17 protein-coding genes are annotated in these 20,721 nt (G+C 25.9%); 2 read left to right on the top strand and 15 right to left on the bottom strand.

Features of this window, described 5'->3' with window-relative positions; translation table 11 throughout:
* Window positions 1-152: 152 nt before the first annotated feature.
* Window positions 153-419, bottom strand: coding sequence for a hypothetical protein (locus RGC78_RS02880; RefSeq protein WP_309556006.1), 267 nt, complete (start codon window positions 417-419; stop codon window positions 153-155).
* The gene (locus tag RGC78_RS02875) at window positions 412-918 is read right to left on the bottom strand and encodes a hypothetical protein (protein ID WP_309556005.1); all 507 of its coding nucleotides are present in this window, start codon (window positions 916-918) and stop codon (window positions 412-414) included. Before RGC78_RS02875 ends, RGC78_RS02880 begins: the two co-directional genes overlap by 8 nt.
* Window positions 919-1,126: 208 nt before the next feature.
* Between RGC78_RS02875 and RGC78_RS02870 the strand changes: the two genes are divergently transcribed.
* Window positions 1,127-1,741: an RNA-dependent RNA polymerase gene (locus RGC78_RS02870; protein ID WP_309556004.1), complete on the top strand. Its 615-nt coding sequence runs from the start codon at window positions 1,127-1,129 to the stop codon at window positions 1,739-1,741.
* Between the two features lie 153 nt (window positions 1,742-1,894).
* Here the strand turns inward: RGC78_RS02870 and RGC78_RS02865 are convergent, their stop codons facing one another.
* From RGC78_RS02865 to RGC78_RS02815, 11 genes are all read right to left on the bottom strand, one after another.
* A complete protein-coding gene (locus RGC78_RS02865; RefSeq protein ID WP_252243146.1) occupies window positions 1,895-2,203 on the bottom strand; it encodes a nucleotidyltransferase family protein in 309 nt (102 codons plus the stop codon).
* Window position 2,204: 1 nt separating this feature from the next.
* Window positions 2,205-2,606, bottom strand: a complete 402-nt coding sequence (locus RGC78_RS02860; RefSeq protein ID WP_309556003.1) for a nucleotidyltransferase substrate binding protein — start codon at window positions 2,604-2,606, stop codon at window positions 2,205-2,207.
* A 221-nt stretch (window positions 2,607-2,827) separates the two neighbouring features.
* A complete protein-coding gene (locus RGC78_RS02855; protein WP_309556002.1) occupies window positions 2,828-3,301 on the bottom strand; it encodes a hypothetical protein in 474 nt (157 codons plus the stop codon).
* 32 nt (window positions 3,302-3,333) lie between these two features.
* Window positions 3,334-3,861, bottom strand: coding sequence for a hypothetical protein (locus RGC78_RS02850; protein ID WP_309556001.1), 528 nt, complete (start codon window positions 3,859-3,861; stop codon window positions 3,334-3,336).
* Window positions 3,862-4,000: 139 nt separating this feature from the next.
* Window positions 4,001-6,490, bottom strand: a complete 2,490-nt coding sequence (locus RGC78_RS02845) for a hypothetical protein (RefSeq protein ID WP_309556000.1) — start codon at window positions 6,488-6,490, stop codon at window positions 4,001-4,003.
* Between the two features lie 181 nt (window positions 6,491-6,671).
* Window positions 6,672-8,039 (bottom strand): restriction endonuclease subunit S, encoded by a 1,368-nt coding sequence (locus RGC78_RS02840; protein ID WP_309555999.1) that lies wholly within the window; start codon window positions 8,037-8,039, stop codon window positions 6,672-6,674.
* A 77-nt stretch (window positions 8,040-8,116) separates the two neighbouring features.
* The gene (locus RGC78_RS02835) at window positions 8,117-8,377 is read right to left on the bottom strand and encodes a hypothetical protein (protein WP_309555998.1); all 261 of its coding nucleotides are present in this window, start codon (window positions 8,375-8,377) and stop codon (window positions 8,117-8,119) included.
* A gap of 16 nt (window positions 8,378-8,393) precedes the next feature.
* Window positions 8,394-9,803 (bottom strand): class I SAM-dependent DNA methyltransferase, encoded by a 1,410-nt coding sequence (locus RGC78_RS02830; RefSeq protein WP_309555997.1) that lies wholly within the window; start codon window positions 9,801-9,803, stop codon window positions 8,394-8,396.
* A 42-nt stretch (window positions 9,804-9,845) separates the two neighbouring features.
* On the bottom strand, window positions 9,846-10,580 hold the full coding sequence (locus RGC78_RS02825; protein ID WP_309555996.1) for a Fic family protein: 735 nt from the start codon (window positions 10,578-10,580) through the stop codon (window positions 9,846-9,848).
* A 17-nt stretch (window positions 10,581-10,597) separates the two neighbouring features.
* Window positions 10,598-13,852, bottom strand: coding sequence for a type I restriction-modification system endonuclease (hsdR, locus tag RGC78_RS02820; protein WP_309555995.1), 3,255 nt, complete (start codon window positions 13,850-13,852; stop codon window positions 10,598-10,600).
* Between the two features lie 90 nt (window positions 13,853-13,942).
* Complete coding sequence (locus RGC78_RS02815; protein ID WP_309555994.1) at window positions 13,943-14,791, bottom strand: UvrD-helicase domain-containing protein; 849 nt, start codon at window positions 14,789-14,791, stop codon at window positions 13,943-13,945.
* Window positions 14,792-15,858: 1,067 nt separating this feature from the next.
* On the opposite strand from RGC78_RS02815, the gene RGC78_RS02810 reads away from it, so the two are divergent.
* Window positions 15,859-16,731, top strand: coding sequence for a pentapeptide repeat-containing protein (locus RGC78_RS02810; protein WP_309555993.1), 873 nt, complete (start codon window positions 15,859-15,861; stop codon window positions 16,729-16,731).
* A gap of 57 nt (window positions 16,732-16,788) precedes the next feature.
* On the opposite strand, the gene RGC78_RS02805 is transcribed toward RGC78_RS02810, so the two are convergent.
* Together RGC78_RS02805 and RGC78_RS02800 are read right to left on the bottom strand one after the other, a co-directional pair.
* Window positions 16,789-18,534, bottom strand: coding sequence for a hypothetical protein (locus RGC78_RS02805; RefSeq protein ID WP_309555992.1), 1,746 nt, complete (start codon window positions 18,532-18,534; stop codon window positions 16,789-16,791).
* A gap of 18 nt (window positions 18,535-18,552) precedes the next feature.
* Window positions 18,553-20,433 carry a hypothetical protein gene (locus RGC78_RS02800; protein ID WP_309555991.1) on the bottom strand — a complete coding sequence of 627 codons (1,881 nt, stop codon included), beginning with the start codon at window positions 20,431-20,433 and terminating at the stop codon, window positions 18,553-18,555.
* Between the last annotated feature and the right edge of the window lie 288 nt (window positions 20,434-20,721).

Raw genomic sequence — 20,721 nt, 5'->3', positions numbered from 1 at the left:
AAATTCAAACCTTATTATTGTTTCTTCTGACTTATCCCACCAAATATTATTTTCATCTAGTAAATTGCACCTTGCAAATTAAAACTTTTAGTCTAAAACTATTTCTATATCTTTTAATTACATAAATGTTAATTTATATTTATTATACCAACTTATATTCCAATATTTTGCTTTGATTTATCTTCTATTTCATTAGATATAATATATTTAGCATTAGCCTTATTAGTTCTTAATATATCAGCAAGTCTAGTAGACTCTATCCAAATTACTCCATGACTATCAAAATATGTTGTTTGATTATAGGCATTTAGAATTCTAGTTACATGCGTTTTATTAGTATTAGATAATGGATCTGGTCTTTTAAAAATAATATCCTTTAAAGATTTTTCAAAAGGCACTAATGCATTTTCATTATTCATAGGCTGTCATCTCTTCATATAATTGATTCAACTTGCTTATTGCTTTATTAGCTCCCTTTACATTACATATATCAGGATGTATCTTCTTTGCAATATTATCTCTCCATTTTTTTGCTAATTTTTTATTACTATATTGTGTTTTCGTTATATTTAATGCTTTTGCTCTTTTTACTCCATCTATTTCTAAAAGGTAAAATATTAATCTCGCTTGCTCTGATTTAAAAAAAGTTTCGCTGCTTTCTTCCCTTTCATCTTTTTCTACTTTGTTCACATCCATATTTAACTTTTTAATGACCTCTTTAAATATACTAATCTTATCTATAATTCCTTTCCAACTTCCACTTGTTATTCTAAACATTTCTATTACGTTTTTATCACTAGAATTATATTGTAAAAACAACTGTCTACAATCCTTTTTTATTGCCTTTCTTAATTTATCTAATGATCCATACTTTTCTTTTAATATTTTCTCTTTTGTTTCACAGTTTAACCATTCCATAACTAATCTCCTAAATATTATTTCATTTATATATACTAATATTTATATTATTCTATAATCATTTTTCTTTTAACTTATTAATATTAAATAATAAATATGAAGATTAGTATTATATGCTATGCATAAATCAGACTTAAAATCATTATACAAAGCGGTAATTATGGTATAATATGTAATACATTATTTTATATAAAGGAGTATTAGTAATATGAATAATAATGAAAAAATTTATAGCTATATTGAAAATAAAATGATTGATCCTAATGATAAATCTATAAAGTTTAATCCTAAAAAGCATTCATCATTTACTGTTGGAGATTTACTTAAAAGAATTGTTGCTATTTTATGTATGATATTTGTTGTATATAATATTTTTGCTTATAAAAATAAACATACTCCTATTAATGTAACAAAAGATTTTATTAATGATACTTCAAATCTAATATCTACTTCAAATACTATTCTTAATAAAATAGTAAATGAATATAATAATAATAATTTTTCAAATTCATATAAACAAGAATTAAATAACTCTCTATCTGATTTAGACAAGTTTAGTATGGACACTTACTCTGATTCTAAGTTTAATTTACTAAAATCAAACTTATCTAATATTTCAAATGAAACTAAAGACTGTATACATTTAATCTTGAACTCAAATTGTGCGGATACTTACACTTCTAATTCTATAAACTCAAAGTTAAGCTCTATAAGAAATAATATAAATTTAAATAGAGAACTATTAACTAAGTTTTTTGATAAAAATAACATCATTTATACTATTGATGAAAATAACCAAATACATTATCAATTACCTAACTAAATATTTAACTTTACGTAATAACCTGCTAAAAATGCTAATAAAACTTAAATCTAATTAAGCTCTATTAGCATTTTTCTTAATTTATCATGCATATTGTTCTATTCCAAAATTTTATTAAATATATTATATCTCACAATATACAAAGTTTAAACATCACAATTTCTTTGTATATATTATCTTCCCCTCATTATCTATATGATTTATTAATTTCTTATTTGAAATTGAAGAATATTGTATAACATCAAAAAAATAAGGTAGTGGATAAACTTCATTTAAATAATCATCCAATCTAAAAATAGTTTTATTCGTTACATTTTTACCTATTATAGCTATATCCACATCTGAACCTTTTTTATAATTTCCCATTGCTCTACTTCCAAATATTATTGCTTTTTCTATCTCTTCAAATTTATCTAAAGCTTCATTTATATACTTTATGTCTCTTTCTAATAATCCAAACATTTTACAATTCCTCTACTAATCTAGTATACATTTTATCCAATTCAGGTAAGTAAGATATCAATATTTCCTTAGTCATTTTATCAGCTAATTCTTCATCATAAGTATGTTTTGTTAAATCTCTATTTGATAATGCATCTATCCATATATGTCCATTATCTATCAATCCTATTTGAAATGCTTGCTTTACAGTTTCTCTAGGGCTTTTAACCATATACCCTTCTGATTCCAAGTAATCTTTTAAAACTTTCCACGCAAGTTCAAATGTCATTTCAAAAAATTGTATTATCCCAGCTCTTTCAAGTTCAGTTGTTATAGGCTTATTAGAATATTTTTTTAATAATTTATATGATTTATGGAAATTTTCAAATCTTTGCTTCCATCTAATTTCTTTTAAATTATTCATTTTACACCTCTTTAATTATATTACCTCTATTATATCCAAAAACATCTTATTATTAAACCTAAAACCATCTAATATCCCATGTCACAATATTAAAAAATCAAACACCTTAACTATCTCCTCTTTAAAACTGCACTAAAAATGCTAATAAAACTTAAACTTAATTAAGCTTTATTAGCATTTTTCTTAATTTATGTGATATTTGATTAAATTCTTTGATTATTTTAATCCCACATTAAAATACCACTATCATTATCAATTTCTAATTTATTACAACCACAAATAGGGCATTTCCATGAGTATTCCTTATGCTCATCAAATATTTTCAGATTATCTTTTTCACTTATTATTCTTACTTTATTTAAAATACGCTTACATTTTGAACAATGGTATTCTGGTTCATATACTTTGCCTTCAGATATAATACAAAAATAAAATCGACTATAAATCTCATTACAATTAGTACAGCAATAAACATTATGTTTATAATTTTCACTTGGAATTCCACCACTATCTATTAACTTCAAAGCATTTTCTTTTATCCTTTTACTTCTAACTAAAGTTTCTAACATAGGTTTACTATTATTAAAATCATTTTTGTAAAAAATATTCTTAGTAGAATATAGCATTCCTATTCCTAGTGTAAGACATTTATTGTAATTGCAATTTGAACATTTTATAGTATATTTTCTTCCCATGTAAATTCTCCCTTTTAGCACTAAAAAATTATTTATTTAATTATATATCTTTTCAAATCATTTCTTTCAATATAATTAAAAGATATCTCAGCTTCATCTATTGTATTACATATTTCTATATACCCTGTTTCTGTATGAAATCCTATCCCAATCAAATCTCTAGTATATATTTGATCATCAAGTTCATTAGTGTTTAATTTTGAATATACAGCTTTCCAATTTCTGCAAAATTCAATTATATCTATTCTTGTTATTTTAGAATTTACTAATCTTTTAAACTCTTTATTTTTATTTCCCCATTTTAATTTATCTGTATAATAAATATGATCTACAGAAGTATTCCATTTTATTACTAACTTTTCTAAATCATATACTTCAATTAATAAATTAATATTTTCAATAACAAATATTATTGGTTGATACCATTCTGTACATTCGTCATCAGTATATGCTAATATATCTAATACCTCTTTGCCTATCAAAGATTCAAGTTTATCTTTTTCTTCCTTTAAAAGGTCTTCTAATGCTTCATAATAAATATCTCCATAGCTATCTCTCATTTTACTTACACCTATCCCAATATCACTTTTATTTTTATATCTACTCTAATCAACATTTTACCATAAACAAAGACTAGAAATCTTACTGAATTCTAGTCTTTGTTTATATAACTAATTTATCGTAACTATTAATATATAATTACTTTAAAAATCCAAACTCATAAACATTAGGTCTCATCTTGTTTTCTAGCTCTTTATATAAATTATTAAATTCAATTAATTCTTCTTTCATATATTCATTTAATAATCCTTTGATTTGATACCAACCTGCATCCCATGAATTTATAAAGTATTCTGGATTATCTTCATTAAATACCTCTCTATATTTAAAACTTTTATATACTAACTCTCTAGCTTTGTCTAACACAACTTGTGATTCAGTTGATAATTTGGTATTTTCTAATAACTTATATACATATCGTTCTTCTCCAAAGTTTTTAACATCCTCATATACTTGGTCATTATTATTTAAATCTGCTAATTTTAATATTTCATTTTTACTCATAAAGAAAAATTCATTAAATACATTCCATTTTTTATCTTTATATTGAATTTGCCTAACAGAGCTTTGATTTGATGCCGTATTAAAAATAGAATATACCAATGCATCATAGTTCCATTCCTTATAACCGTTCTTATTTACATTAGGTTTCATATACTCATCCTTATGATTTATCCACGTAGAATGTTTCCCAGTAATTAATTTACGTGCTGCAAAATTAGAAACTATATTCATTATATTGTCTTTTGTTATAGATACTCCATGCCCTTTACATGACGTAGAACTGGTAATAAAAACATACGTATCATTTTCATAGATAGCATTAGCAGAATTTACACAGTACCCTAGTGATCCTTTTAATGCTTTACCATTACCACTTTGTTTAATAGATATTGCTGTTATAAATTGTGGCATATCTACTGTTGATTTATCTTTAATTTCTTTTCTAATCCAATCAGAACATTTTATCTCTTCATCTAAATTATAAATATTCTTCTTACCTAATGATACTATTCCCGTATTATCAATGTCCTTTAATTCATGAATAAATTCTGTTTTATTTATAGATTCTCCACTTGACCAGCAACTAAAACTAATTCCCCATCTGTTCTTAACATCAGAAAAATGACTTGCTTGAAATAATATGCCTGATTCATACTTAAATTCTTTTAAAAACACTTTTCTAAACTTCTTAAATGATTCCCCAGACATATATATCGGAGTAGCATATATACATATATTAACATTGGTAAGATTATACAACTTTTTAAACATAAATATTCTATATAAAAATTGTGCAAATAATTGCTCAGAGCATCTGCCTACTTTATTTTTCTTCATTAATTTATTCATTTCACTTTCAGCCATTCCCTTTTTACTTGAACCTTTTGCTCCTCCACTTCCTGAAGTTCCATAAGGTGGATTCAAGAAAAATATAATTTTTCTATCAGATTTTAATGCATATAATAAAGATTTTGGTATTTTATATTCACTTTCTAATAATGTTGCCCCTTGAAGCAAATCAATATCATCATTCAAAAAATCATACTTGAATTTTACTGAATTAATATTATACCTACTAGCTATTTTTAAATCTCCTTCATTAATTGTTGAACAATAAAGTTCCTTAAAAAGATAGTCTCGTGTAAGATTACCTGTACCCCATGCACAATCCCATACAACATATTTTTCTTTCCAATCATCACCATAAACCCTACTAATAACTTTATGTGCTTCATCCACCCATGATGTTGGTGTATAAAATTCTCCTTTAAATCGTCTTGTTGTATCTTCAATAAGCCTATCAGAAATTGAAGTAAACCTCTCTTTTTCACTAGGACTATATTTACGTTCAAAATGATTAAAGAAAGCATCATAATTATTGCCATTAATATTAATCTCATTTCCATTTGATAAAACTAATGTATTTTTCTTTATAGGATGTTTATAATTATTCTTAGGACAAATCATCAAATCTATAAACATATATACTAAATCATTGGCATTATATTTCTTAATTTCTTTTATTACTTTTGTTATGAAATAATCATATATCTTAGATATATTTTGATCTGTCATCCTAACTAATCTTTGAATATTTAAAGCTAAATATTTAATTTTGTCTGCAACTTCTTTAAATGAAAAATTATCATCTATTTTAAATACAAATGGATTTATTTTTTCATCTTTAGCTATTTTAAATACTAAATTAGGATTTTTATTAGGTGCTTCAGAAGGTGCAATACTCCAATCAATATCTTCATCTAAATAATTATTAATATCATTTGTATGTAATACAAAACATTCATTTTTATCTCCAATTAAAGTTACATTTGGTAGTATATCTCCATTTAATTCAAAATTTTTTATATAGTATAACGCTTGTACTAATACTTTTGCTTGATGCGTTTTAGAATCTAATTTTTCATCTAATTTATACTCTATAAGTAACCTTAAAATTCTTTTTTTATTATCATAAAATACATCACTTTCCATATAACCATCACAATTATAAGGATGATTTATTTTTGCATTTGAAAAATACAAATCTAATCCTTTATTATATACAGTTTCTACTTCCTTTTCCTTCATGCTCTTAGATATTTCTCTATAAAATTTACTTCCCATCTAGTCCCTTACTTAATAAATTAATAACTCAATATAATGACTATTCAAACTTTATAGAAATATTACATCTGATATATCAAATATTAATGGACATAAACTAATTATTTATAAAAGAATAGGCTATCTCAAAATATAAATTTACATTTTAAGATAGCCTATTTGTTATGCATTAATTTATGTTTTATTCTTTACTTAATATTTCTTTAAGCAACTCTAAAGCACTTTCTTCATTTGAGTCATTTGTTCCAAGTTCCCCTCTAAATGCTTTTGCAAGTATTGATTTCTTTATTAATTCTATTTGATCTTCTAATTGTGTAAGTTGTTCTATTTTAGATTCATCTTCTAAAAGCTTATCTAGGATTCTTACTATTTCTTTTTGTTCTTCTAAAGATACTATGTTTATCTTAACACTTTCAACAAACTTTCCACTAACATTTCCTTGATTAACCCCACCAGTTTCTTGACTAAAAAATATATCTCTAAAGAACTCACTTTTTAGATAATAATATAAATAAGATGTGCATATATCTCTCTTTGGAGATATACTTAAAATTCTCTGATTAAGTAATAATTCTTTATCTTCTTCTATCAATACCGCATAACCATAATCTCTTTTATATTTTGTTCCTGTTAACGTCAATAAAATATCTCCACTTTTTATACTATACTTACTAATTAAATTACTATCAATATTTCTAGATATATATACAGGATTTCTAGTTAAATCTAATACTCCATTATAAAGATTCCCCATTCTAATTACCTGAATACCTTCATCTACAAATTGATTACTCTTGAATGCAAAACCGCCTTTAAAATCTGCAACTTCTTTTAATGAAGTTAACTTACCCATTTCATTAATTTTTCTCTTTTTTCTCCACTTTTCAGTCACTCCTCCCCTAAAAGCCTTCTCCAATATAGCTGACTTCCTCTTCTCAAATCCCTCTCTAGCTTCTTCTATTAACTCCTTAGCCTTATCTAACTTTTCAAAAAGACTTTCTATTCTATCAACAATTCTTTGTTGCTCTTTTAACGGTGGAAGTGGTACATTTAAACGTTCAAATTCTTCTTTTCTTATAGATGGTGAGTTATCACCTTTCATCATTGATGTAAAATAATTTATAGATCCCTCACTGCATAATAAGTAGTATAAATACTTATTAATTAATGCTCCTTTACTTCTACAAATATAAAATCCTGTTGAGGCAATACAATCTTTATATTCATTTGTTACTATTGCAATATTTTTTAAATATGGTCGTACTGTAGAAAATAAAACATCGCCCTCCATTACTTCCCTACTTGCTCTACTTGGAGCCTCTTTTACATTTACTACTTTAGGTTCTGCAATTCTTTGATTTTTGTTATCAATAGCATCAATATCTATATATTTAAAAAACTCATTTCTATCATCTGGTTTTTTGGTAGTCATATTTTTTAGTAGACTTCCTAACTTACTACACACCCAATTCCCCGGCACCTCATAAGGCACATCCGTAACAATAGCCTCTTCCATCTTTTCTTCTAATGTGATTTTCTTCTTAGCCATTACTTTTCCTCACTTGTATTTCCATTTTATATACCAATGAAATAGAGCAAAATGGCAGTCCATACCTATATTTTAAATTAACCATTTCTCCTTACTCCAATCCATGCTCTTTCTTCTATATTCAAATTTTCATGTTTAGTATGATATACATACATTTCCCTAGTTTTATCCTTCTTGTGCCTTTCTGCATATTCTCTTAACGCAGTTTTTCCATCACTATAATAATTAATAACAGATAAATCCTCAACAATCCTGTTTCCATTCTCAGAATGTGATTTCAATGCTTCAAATAATATCAAAGCATCTTTATATAGTACTCTTACTTCACTCCATTTCATACTTAATATCCTCCTATTATTGTAATGACTTTAGTTCTTTAATAACGCTCATAAGCAAGTCAGTTGCCTCTTCAAGCTTTGCTACTGCGTCTTCTGCACTTTCTATTGGATCTGGTAGATCTTCATAATCTAATATTAAATCATCTTTTATAAGCCCTAAATCTAAATTATCATTCTTTTCTCTTATTTCTTCTCTATTGAACTTATTCCATCTTTCATCTTCTACTTTCGCTCTATCTTCTGCTGTATAAGCTTTTACAAATTCATCAAAATGAGATTCTTTTAATGAATTTCCCTTATTGAAGTTTTTCATATTTGTTCTTAAATCATAGAACCATACGTCTTTTGTATTTCCTTTATCCCTAGTGCCTCTTGTAAAGAATAATACATTAGTTTTAACTCCTTGAGCATAAAAGATACCTGTTGGAAGTCTTAATATTGTGTGAAGATTACATTTATCCATTAAATCTTCTCTTATTTTGCTTCCATCACCTTCTTGGAATAAAACATTATCAGGTAATACTACTGCTGCTCTTGCTTTTCCATCTGCTTTTAAACTTCTATATATATGTTGTAAGAAATTTAATTGCTTGTTTGATGTTATGAACGTTAAATCATCTCTATTTGCTCTTTCTCCACCTTTTTTAGTTCCAAATGGAGGATTTGAAAGCACTACATCTAAATCTGTCATTTGCTTTCCTACATTAGTTAATGTATCTCCTAATATTATGTTTCCTTCTATATCATGAAGCATTGCATTCATAAGTGCTAACCTATGAGTTTCATGAACTAATTCACATCCTGAAAAAGCTTCTGTTCTTTGGAATTCTGCTAAGTCTGTATCTAAATCAAAGTAATTATCTGTCTTTTCTTTCATATAATGATCTGCTGCAATCATAAATCCAAACGTTCCTGCTGCTGGGTCATTACATTTTTCACCTGGCTTAGGATCAATTAATTTAACCATTATGTCAATTAAAACTCTTGGCGTAAAGTATTGTCCTGCTCCTGATTTCTTTTCAGATGCATTCTTTTCTAAAAGTCCTTCATATAGGTTTCCTAGTCCTTCTTCCTTTGCTGAATACCAGTCAAGTCCATCTATAGTTGTAATTATCTTTTCTAAGTTCTTTGGTTCATCAATATTAGTAGCTGAACCTTGGTATATTTGCTGTACTATTCCTGTACTTTCTTCACCTAAATGATTTAATAGCTCTTTATAGAAATTCTTAAGCTCTATACCACTTTTTATTTTTAGATCATCCCATTTATATCCTTCCGGCAATTTGATCTCTGCTCCTGTTTCCTTTGCCATCTTTAAAAACAAAATATAAGTTAATTCTGTTACATATTGATGATAAGTTATCCCATCATCTCTTAGTACATTACAAAGGTTCCAAAGTTTACTTACTATTTCTTGTGTATTCATTACTACGTTCTCCCGTCATTCTACTCTTTAGCTAAATATAAATTATTGTGCAATATATAAATAAGTATCTAAACTTTTATCTACAGCATTAGCCACTATATTTATAAAATCTTTTGCATCACCTGTTGTACTTGCCTTTTCTAAAGCTTTCATATATTCATCTCTGTCTTCATTATTAATAACTGATATTGGATATCCATTTCCCATAAGAATTAAATTCATAAGAAGTCTTGCACTTCTACCGTTCCCATCAATGAAAGGGTGAATATATACATACCTAAAGTGAAATTCTGCTGCTAACTCTATTGGATGCAGCTTTTTTTTATTCTCTTTATACCATTTAATAAGCTCTTGCATTTTTTCAGCTACTAGAATATGTTCCACTGGTCTATGCCTACTACCACTTATAAGAACATTTGTATCTCTATATTTTCCAGCGTTTTTGTTATTAATACTTTTTAATATTATATAATGTAAATCTTTAATAACTCTTTCAGATATGTCAATATCTTTACTTACAATATCATCAATATAATCTATAGCTTCCTTATGATTTATAACCTCTAAATGCTCTCTTAATGTTTTTCCTTTACCTATTGTAATTCCATCTTCTAAAATTACTTTTGTCTCAGTTACAGTTAAAGTATTTCCTTCTATGGCATTAGAATTATAAGTTAATTCCACATCAAAATATTTCTTTAAATTATGCAAAGCTTCCTTATTTAAAGGTCTTTTGCTATCTAAAATAGATTTTTTATTATCTATATTTGTAAACATACTTCACCTCCAATAATCTATACTATATTTTCAAACATATATGTTTTCACTTTATTTATTATTTCTTCTAGCTTACCACCAAATATTGTGTTAAGTCTAGTAAAACCTCCACCTTGCGCTTTAAAGCTTCCAGTATCAAATGTTTCTTTGTCTATTACTACTTCTTTTAACATTACCTTTTCTATTCTATTCATCCAATTTTCTTGTGGCTTTGTTAAGTAATACTCTCTCTTTATTCTATCTACTGCCCTTTTTACTCTTTCTTCATTTGATTCTAATGGACTTCCTAATGCTTGTTGCCTTATAAATGCAATAATATCTGCAACTATTTCTTCATGCCTTAAGTCTTTCCATGCAGTTTTTAAATATTCTTCACTAAAACCATTCTTATCTAGTATTGCTCTAAGTTGTCTTAATGATTCTCTTGTTAATTCTTGTGGTCTTGTACAAATAACCTCTAACGCAGGAATAAGATTTTTATTTTCATCTATATACTTTTGGAACTCTTCCAAATAATCTTCTGGTTTTTTACCTTTTCCATATCCTCTTGTATGTGATACAACCTTATCTTTTCTGTCCGTAACTATTATGATTTCTTCACTTTGAGATTTTTCATCCAGGTAATCTATTAATTTGTTATTATTAACAACCTGATAGACTGCCTGATCTATATGAGCTTCTTTAAGTTCCTTTATAAATTCCTCAGGAGTTTTATCATTACAAAGACTTTTAAAAATTAATTTTTCATCATCTTTTAATAATTTCTTCTTTCTTTGCAATTTAGCTATAACTTTCTTTATTGTTTCCTTCTTTTCCTCAATATCATCAGTTCTCTCTAATGTTTCTTTAAGAATTTTAAATGATGTATTTGCACTTGCTGCAACTGGCTTCATATTAGTAACATCTTTAAGCGCTTCATAAAGTCTTACGCAGTCAAATATCTCAAAGTGAGTTTTTTCTATTTCATTGCAAAGACGAGTTGCTCTACCTAGCATTTGCTCATAAAGTATTCTTGATTTTACCCTTCTTAAAAATACTATTTTATCAATCCTTGGTACGTCAATTCCTGTAGATAATAAATCAACGGTAACTGCAATATTAGGGTACTTCTCATTCTTAAATCTTTTTATTGCTAAATCTGAATCCTTTATTGCACCTGTTATCTTTAATATTGAATCATCATCTACTCCACCCATAGTTTCTGTATAAATTTTCTTTAATAATCTAACAATCATATCAGCATGAGCATCACTTGCTGCAAATATTAATGTTTTTCCTTCATCATTTTCAGGATCAATATAATTTGCTACTTCTTCTAATGCTGCTCTTGTATGTGATTCTACAATTACTTTCTTATTGAATTGATCTATTTCAAAATCTAAATCATCACCAATTTCAGCACCATTAATAAGTTCACCAGTATACTTATTATATTTAGCTACTGTATCCCCTTTCTTAAAGTGAACTCCATCTCTTGTAAGTTCTGTTTCAATAAGATGTGGTGGTTCATGGTCAACTAAGTAGCCATCTATAACTGCTTCTCTATAACTATAGTTATAAACTGTTTTTCCAAATATCATTGTAGTTTGAAGTGCTGGGGTCGCTGTAAGTGCTACTTTAAACGCATCAAAATACTCAATAACTTTCTTGTATTTACCTAAAAAGTCTCTATTATCTCTCCAATCAATTTCACTTTCACTCATTTCTTTGTCTAAAGTATATCCCCTATGAGCTTCATCTACTATAATACAATCATAATCACCAACAGATGGCACATTTACTTCTTCTTCATTGTACATAATTCTTTTAACCATAGCTTGTACCGTTGCAATATGGATCTTAGTTTCCTTATCAATAAGTTTGTCATCTAATCCATTAATATTATATATTTGATTTAATGTTTTTAAATCTTCTAACTTAACTTCCTTAAATGTATCTAAAGCTTGATCTCCAAGTGAAGTTCTATCAACTAGAAATAAAATTCTTCTATATCTATTAGTCTTAAGTAATCTATATATTAATCCTAAAACTGTTCTAGTTTTACCTGTTCCAGTTGCCATAGTTATCAATGCTGTTTTCTTACCATCAATGATAGCTTTTTCAACTGCCTTTATAGCCTCTACTTGATAATATCTTAATCCTACACTATCTGAACTTTGTAAAAATTCAAAACTTAACTCATCAAGTTTTTTATTAGCATCTTCTATATCTTCTTCAAGCATAGATTCTAATTTTTCTGGTGAATACCATCCTTGAAGGACTTTAGTATTATTTCTAGGATTTCTGCAATCTACAAAATGAACACCGCTTTTATCTTCAATCTCTTTAATATACTTTCTGCCATTTGCAGAAAATAAGAATGGGACTTTATATTCATTCCAAGTAGAAATAACATATTCTGTATCCTCTTCTTTAACTCCTTTAGCATAAGTTTTAGATTCAACCATAGTTCCACCAACATCTTTGGAATATTTTTTAGCTTCAACAAATCCAACTAACTTTTTCCCGATAAATAAAGCATAGTCAACTTTTCCATTACCCTTTTCTTCAGAATATGTTGGCCATTCAGCAATAGCTAAATTCCTTCCTTTAGTAGGTCTTGTTCCTCTTGAATATCTAATATTAATTGTATCTGCTTCCCAACCTGCACTTACAAGTTGATCATCAATTATTCTTCTTGTTTGAGCTTCACTATATTCAATCTTTCTACTAGCCTTTTTACCTTGTTTTTTACGTTCTTCTAACTCTTTTTTATCTTTTTCTTTAGCCTTTAATGCATTAAGTTCTGCTTCTAAGGCTTTTACCTTTTCATCATATTCTCTTGATATATCATTAATATTTTCACTAAAATCATTTTCTTTAGGTACTTTAAAAGATTCAGGTTCAAAATTCCACTCTCCATAAGTTTGCATAAACCACACTGCTAACTTAAATGTAATCTCTAATTGAATTTTAGCTTTTTCCACATCTTCATAACCACTATGAGCTGCACTATTCCTCTTAATTCTTAGCATATGAAGTATATTATCAATATCATCTGGAATCAAGTCTTCCTTTTTAAGTAACTTAATTCTATTGTTATGATTATTGTCATGAGCTATTAATGTTTCATCAACCTCTTCCATTGATACCATATACTTAACTATAATTTCACCAAACATACCACATTTTATAAATGTAGTATTTGAATCTATATAAAGATTTCTCTCTGCTAATCTCCCCAAATTTCCTAGTATAGGCCACTTATCTTCTAAAAAAGCAAAATTATTCAAACCCATCTCCCCTTTAATCATCCATATTGTCACATTTTATGATAATATTATTATAAACTAAACTTATATTATTTTACAAATTGATTAATACTAAGCATCTAATTTAAAAATAGTTTTATTTATTTTAAATAACAAAAACACCAATACTACTTTAAGTATTGATGCTTTTAATAATTCTAATTGAACTCTTGTTAAATCTTGACTTTTATCTATTAATATATGGGTATATTTTTCAATAGGATATTTCTTAGCTTGAGCTAATGCAATCAAAGCCATATCTTGAAAATCTACTTTATTTATCTTCTTTAAATTTTTATCATATCTTAATAAGACTTCAAATATGGTATTTCGTTGCTTAGAATTTTTTCTAAGTTTTTGTGGCCCTTCATTATTAATTTTTCTAACTCTACCTATTCTATCAACAGATTGATATTCTTCAAGCTCCATATAATTGCAAGATTTTATCCACATAATTTCTTCTTTTATAAATTGAAAATACTTCTGATTAATAATTTTAATGTCCTGAAAACTCTTGCTAACAAAGTTTATTGCATCAATTAATTGATCTTGACATTCTTTTTGAAATGCAAGTTCTAAACTAACATTATTATGTTTTTTATATTGATTAAAATACTTAAACATTATTGAATCTATTGTTTTAATATATAACTTATTACTATTATCTTCATCAAATATATTAATCTGATCATTAATATCGTCTTTAACGTTATCATATATAAATGAAACATATTTTTGAAGTGATTTATTATAAGTTGCCATAAGAACTCTATCATCTTCAGAAGGACAATAGTGCCTTAATAGCAATGGCATTTTATTTACAGCAACAGTAGTTTTACCTGAACCTGCTACACCTTTTATTAAAGAATGTCCATTAGGTTTACTCTGAATTATTCTTTTCTGCTCTACATTAAGTTGCATTTCACCCTCCATTACATAATTTATCATATTTTATGCTTTTATAATAATTGTACTATATTATGTAATTATATGTAAAGTTTTGGAGTATTATGAATAGAAATTAATTTAAATAAAAAAACAATCAATATACTTTTTAAAAGCTATTGATTGTTTATTCTTTGTTCACTAATCAACTAAATTAACCTTACTTATAAGTTGATATATAATGCTTTTATTCTATATATACGGCGAAGATATTTTTTATATCTATTTTTCTCCTCATGAGGCGTGTGTATTTCCATAATTTTAAAGCATAATATCATGGCTTTAACTCCACCATATCAGCTTTTAAAAATCTTGCTTTAATCGAGGTATCAACGTGTTTATGCGTATAACAAATCAGCTTACATCTATTTATAATTTGTACATTAGTGGCAAATTAGTGGCACTTTTATTATCTGCCACTAAAATTAATATTATATTCATTTAACTATAGTATTTTGAGTACGAAAACACTATAAATTTTAATAATTCTATATAAATATACTGTCACCTTGTCACTTAGTCTTAAACATAGTAATGTAGCCAGTTTACAGTAGACAAGTTATGTTGTCAATTAATCGTCACTATAATATATATTGCTACTCATTAATCATGGGGAATATGTGTTTTTTTCTAGTCACTCCTCCATAGATTATATGGTGCAGTGTTAGTTGTATTTTTTGCCGAAATGAAGTTTTTTAAGACTATATTATTTTCTCAAGATAAAGATTTGAACCCACGACTTCTGGATTTAGAGCTTGTATATCTATATGTTTACTTATTTCATCCTTATATCTCTATTTTACTTGGATTACTGTGTATTCTACTATTCCTATTTTATATCTTTTTTCCCCTATTGGCTGTAATAGCATTGAATATCAATCTAAATCCACAGTTAATCTTTTATCAGATTTCTTAACCAATAAAATAACTTAATGTACTAATATTAATACATTTATAGCAAATAAATACTACATTTAATTTGTAATTATAATATTAATACTATATACTATTAGTGTATTTTTCATATTAAGGAGTAATTTAACATGCAACAATACTATATTGGTAAATTAAATTCATTATTAAATTGTTTAAGAAATAATGTATCATTGAGTAATTTACTTTTTTTTAATGATAGTTTAGATAAGAGTAATTCTTATATTTATGAACATATATATGTTGAACGTTCAACATTTTCTAAAATAAGCTTTTTTGATTGTACTTTAAAACATATAGATTTTTCACATTGTGTTTTTATAGATTGTTATTTTAATAAATGTATTTTTAGTCATATAAATTTTGAAAACTGTAAATTTATAGATTGTTCTTTTAATAAAATATCGCTTAATAATTGTGTATTCTTCTATACAGAATGGGAATCTAATTATATAAAATTTAATGATTTGTATAATTGTTTACCTGAAAAATATAATAATCGTAGTAGGTTATGTAAGGTAATGGCGAAAAACTGTATAGCTGATGGAAATATTGCAGAATACCGCAAATATTTTTTTGAAAATATTCATTCACGTGAAAAACATTATAGAGAAATTATACTAAGAAGAACTGATTTTTATAAATCTGAATACACACTAAGAGATTTACCTAAAACTTTACTCAAACTATTATGTAGTAAATTAAATGGGCTAATATGGGGACATGGAGAAAAAATTTCAAATATATTATATAGTAGTATTTTTATTATTTTATTATTTACATTTATATATGTTAGTAATTCTATATCTAATACATTTATTTCAGCATTATACATTAGTCTTTGTAACTTCTTAACTATAAGTTCTGATATAACTTTTTCAGAGAGCTTTTATAGATATGCTACAACTATTGAAGGATTTTTAGGAATAGCTTTTATGGGCTTATTCGTAACTGCATTATTCAAAAACATTAATTCCAGATAATAAAAACTACAAGTTGTAATACAACTACAACTTGTAGTTTTCTTTTTCAATGAAAGATTATTTTTTCTTTCTACGATTTATTCTTTTTGAATTTTTAGAAATTTTTCTATTAGGTTTTTTATTTTTCTTATTCTTTTTGCTAATTACCTTTTTATCATATATAGAATAATTATCTTCATTAGCCTGTACAACATCAAGACTAAAAGTATATCCACCGTATTCAATTTCCTTACATTCTGACTTATAATCAATCTTTTTATCTCTTATATATTCCTTATTTTCAATCTTTTCTATAACAATTGATAAATTACCTTTAGCCTCTTTAATTAATTCATATATTCCATCCTCATCAATTACTTTAATAGTAGAATCTTCAACTTTAGATGTTCCTATATTATTTCGCGTGATTACACATGTATAAATTTTTGTAGGATGAAATTGTTTTTCATAATATGACCTATTAATTACATCATCTATGTTTTTTTCAGCATACTCTCTTATATCACTAGCCTGAGATATACCCTTTTTTATATCTTTATCTCTTTCACATACTTCTTGAATAGAATCAGTTTGTAATAACCATTTTAATTCTCCTATTAATAATACATCAGAATTCTTATCAAACATAACAATATCCATATCTGGTAAAGGATCTGGCAATTTTTTAGTATAAGCAAATTCTATATTTGTATATTTATTAATGTGATTCTTAAAATCTTCAATCATAGACTCTTCTTTTTTGCAAGAAACTAATGAATATGATTTTGAATTAACCTTATTTACTAAGCATATTAAATTTCTTTCTGGATTTCCTATCATAATTAAATTAGGTGGAATTGCTACAAAATTATTTTTTAATGGTATTATCGGAGTCCATATTACATCCATATTTTTATTGTCATTATGCTCACTATAAGTTAACAACTGTAATATAGTATTTACTTTTGTTATATCTAATTGTGTATATTTAGTAATTTCATCAACTAATTCATCAAACTTTTTTATAATTACACAATTATTTATGGATCCTCCCTTTATTCCAGATTTTAAACAACAAGTATTATGAATTATAGATAAAGTTAGTAATGTTTTCCAAACACTTTTAAATTCATTTAATGAAAAAACATCTAATTTCCATTCTCCAGGTAATTCACTCGAACTTTCAACTGATAAATCTGCCAACTTATAAAACCCATTCCATATATCTGATGTAATAACATAATCAACAGTTTCATTATCAACTTTTAAATTCATAATGAGTTTATCAGATGCTTTCTTCATTTCTGGATCATTATAATCAAACTTATTAATTGCACTATTCTTTTTTGTATTTCCTCGCATCAAATCATATGCTTCGATTTCACCCGTTTTCCCCCTTAAATAATCAAATTTTATTCCTTCATCATTATTGTACAAAGTTGCAGTAGATAGTTTTCTTGAATACAAAACGTATGCATCACAAATAGCCCTATATTTGCCAGCCTCATTCATTAAATTACCAATTTTCATATACAATCCTGGATTAACTTCATTTGTAAATTCACTATTATTCTCTTCGCTACACTCGTAAATCCATTTAATCAACATATCCAAGCAATCAGCATTTCTATTAATCATAATATTAGCATCCTGCATTAGCATCATAGAAACTGGTGCTACAATTCTAGTCATATCCTCAAATACTAATAATGTGTTATAAATCAATTCAGTTCTGTCATTCTTCCAAATATCATTTTTATTATGAACTTTATCTATTACTTTTTCTATTTCTCTTACTTTTTTATCTACATATTCTTCATTCATAGTTATTCCCTCTTTAAATTAAAACTTATTTTTGTTAAAAACTACTCCATCTACTTTAGATGCATATTCTTCTAAAATAATCCCAAATAATTTACTATAATTATATTCTCTATACCCCACTCTTTTTTGTGACATTTCAATGTATGGATTAACTTTAATTAATTCTAAAAACTGTTTCGATGTAATTTTCCCAATATAATATTGTTTATATAATTCTGCAGTCTTTATTACATCTCCATCAATTTGATGAATAGCCGGTGCATTTCTTTTAAAATATCCATCGAATAGAGTTTTATCTATTACAAAAGTTTCATTAATTACACTTTTTTCTCCTCTTTCAGTATTAGTAATAACTAATTTATAAATATTATTTATATTATTTATTTGTAGTTTTTGTTTTATATCTTCAAGCCTATTAGTAATTAAATATTTTTCTATTCGTTCTAGTTGATTGCAAGCATCTGTAATTTCATCCAAATTACGTTCATACTCTCTATAATTAACTGGGTTATTTAAATGCTTTAATTCTGCAAAATATAAATCATTATCTATAACAAATATACGGTCGCATTGATATTTTTCATGATTTTCATCATATACCTCATAACACATATTTTGTATATTTGCATTATCAAGAACTTCGCTTATATCTTTTTCAAAATTATTTCCCTTAATACCTACATCATATTTCTTATTAGCCAAATTAGACATAATAGCTCTTGATGGATCTATGTTCATTGATATCGACGGTACTAATATTAAAAATTTATTTACTTTAATAAAAGGACAATCATATAAATCACGTGACTTTTTATCAAATATTAGAAATTCTATTATTTTATCAACTACTTCTTTTGGAATACCATAACTCATAAATATCCTTTTCCACTTTTTATATTCTTTTATAATGCATAGATGAGATAACCTCAGCTTAACATTCTTAACATCCTTTATATTTTTCATAAAAATTTCAGATTCATGAAAAATGGCTGTATATGCATTTATTAAATATTTTAATTTCATACCTCCAAACTCCACATCAAATCCGTATTCACTAAAATATTCATTAATAAATTCTTTTGTTATTTTTTTATATTCTTCACTAGAATTCATTATATTATATGTATTATTTTTTAATTCTTTTGCTTTCATATAAGCAAACCTACTAAGTTTAGCATATCTTATATCAAAAAATCTTTGTTTTGATATAATAGCTCCTAAAGCTTTGTTCCCAATTACTTTAAATTTAATAATTCCCTTTTGCTGTGATACCTCAAGATTGTAATAACTCCATAATTGAACTAATTGATTTAGAAATGCTTCTTCTTCTAAAAAAGTTATATGTTTACTTGCAATTTCTATTTCATTATTTGATATAGGTACATGGAAATTCTCTATACTGATACTTTTATACATAAAATACTTTAATACTTCTCCACCAAGTTCTGAAACATTATCAAATAAATTAACATTTACATTGTTATAATTATAATCATCTCCAAATCCTAATTCTTTTTTCATATCATTATTAGAGCATTTCAATAAGAACTGTTCTAATGCCAATAAATATGCTACCATTTGCTTATCTTTGGGCAAATTGCTTTCTGTTTCTATCCTTCTGTTTAATATTTTATATGCATTGTTTATTATATTAACCTCATTTTTAAATTGATTTATTTTTATTTGATTTTCTTCACATTCACAGAACTTATTTATTATTTTATTATACGCATAAAAAAACTTTTCTTCATTTTTCAAATTTTTATTTATACATACACCAGATTTCTTTAATAACTTAATTGCTCTATCTATTCCATGTTTATTATATATTTCAAGTATATAATTAATAAACTTATTTGGATAATATTCAGCTAAATTTTCAATATCATATAATTCCATTATTCTTTCACCCACTTTATCATTTTTTTATTCCATACATATTCAAAATCATTATATATACATAATATTTTCAGATAAGTATTTATTTATATTTTAATTGTATCATTTTTAGATATATTTTCCTATAAAAGCTTATTTCGTATAATTTAGTTTAAATTGTATAGTTTTATTTTTGTATTATTTAACTATAGCTTAATAAAACATTAAAATTAAAAAATAATTGTTGAAAAATTCAACATAACTATCACCATTTCTTTATTCCAATTCTGTATTATCACTTTTACATGG

The sequence above is a fragment of the Clostridium aquiflavi genome, from assembly GCF_031344075.1.
Classification (GTDB): Bacteria; Bacillota; Clostridia; order Clostridiales; family Clostridiaceae; genus Clostridium; species Clostridium aquiflavi.
The sequence above is the reverse complement of the archived record's forward strand: the minus strand, read 5'-3'. Positions and strand labels throughout refer to the sequence as shown.

Coding starts and splice junctions, on each gene's coding strand:
- RGC78_RS02880 (WP_309556006.1), bottom strand. CDS start 419: ATGAATAATGAAAATGCATTAGTGCCTTTTGAAAAATCTTTAAAGGAT.
- RGC78_RS02875 (WP_309556005.1), bottom strand. CDS start 918: ATGGAATGGTTAAACTGTGAAACAAAAGAGAAAATATTAAAAGAAAAG.
- RGC78_RS02870 (WP_309556004.1), top strand. CDS start 1,127: ATGAATAATAATGAAAAAATTTATAGCTATATTGAAAATAAAATGATT.
- RGC78_RS02865 (WP_252243146.1), bottom strand. CDS start 2,203: ATGTTTGGATTATTAGAAAGAGACATAAAGTATATAAATGAAGCTTTA.
- RGC78_RS02860 (WP_309556003.1), bottom strand. CDS start 2,606: ATGAATAATTTAAAAGAAATTAGATGGAAGCAAAGATTTGAAAATTTC.
- RGC78_RS02855 (WP_309556002.1), bottom strand. CDS start 3,301: ATGGGAAGAAAATATACTATAAAATGTTCAAATTGCAATTACAATAAA.
- RGC78_RS02850 (WP_309556001.1), bottom strand. CDS start 3,861: ATGAGAGATAGCTATGGAGATATTTATTATGAAGCATTAGAAGACCTT.
- RGC78_RS02845 (WP_309556000.1), bottom strand. CDS start 6,490: ATGGGAAGTAAATTTTATAGAGAAATATCTAAGAGCATGAAGGAAAAG.
- RGC78_RS02840 (WP_309555999.1), bottom strand. CDS start 8,039: ATGGCTAAGAAGAAAATCACATTAGAAGAAAAGATGGAAGAGGCTATT.
- RGC78_RS02835 (WP_309555998.1), bottom strand. CDS start 8,377: ATGAAATGGAGTGAAGTAAGAGTACTATATAAAGATGCTTTGATATTA.
- RGC78_RS02830 (WP_309555997.1), bottom strand. CDS start 9,803: ATGAATACACAAGAAATAGTAAGTAAACTTTGGAACCTTTGTAATGTA.
- RGC78_RS02825 (WP_309555996.1), bottom strand. CDS start 10,580: ATGTTTACAAATATAGATAATAAAAAATCTATTTTAGATAGCAAAAGA.
- RGC78_RS02815 (WP_309555994.1), bottom strand. CDS start 14,791: ATGCAACTTAATGTAGAGCAGAAAAGAATAATTCAGAGTAAACCTAAT.
- RGC78_RS02810 (WP_309555993.1), top strand. CDS start 15,859: ATGCAACAATACTATATTGGTAAATTAAATTCATTATTAAATTGTTTA.
- RGC78_RS02805 (WP_309555992.1), bottom strand. CDS start 18,534: ATGAATGAAGAATATGTAGATAAAAAAGTAAGAGAAATAGAAAAAGTA.
- RGC78_RS02800 (WP_309555991.1), bottom strand. CDS start 20,433: ATGGAATTATATGATATTGAAAATTTAGCTGAATATTATCCAAATAAG.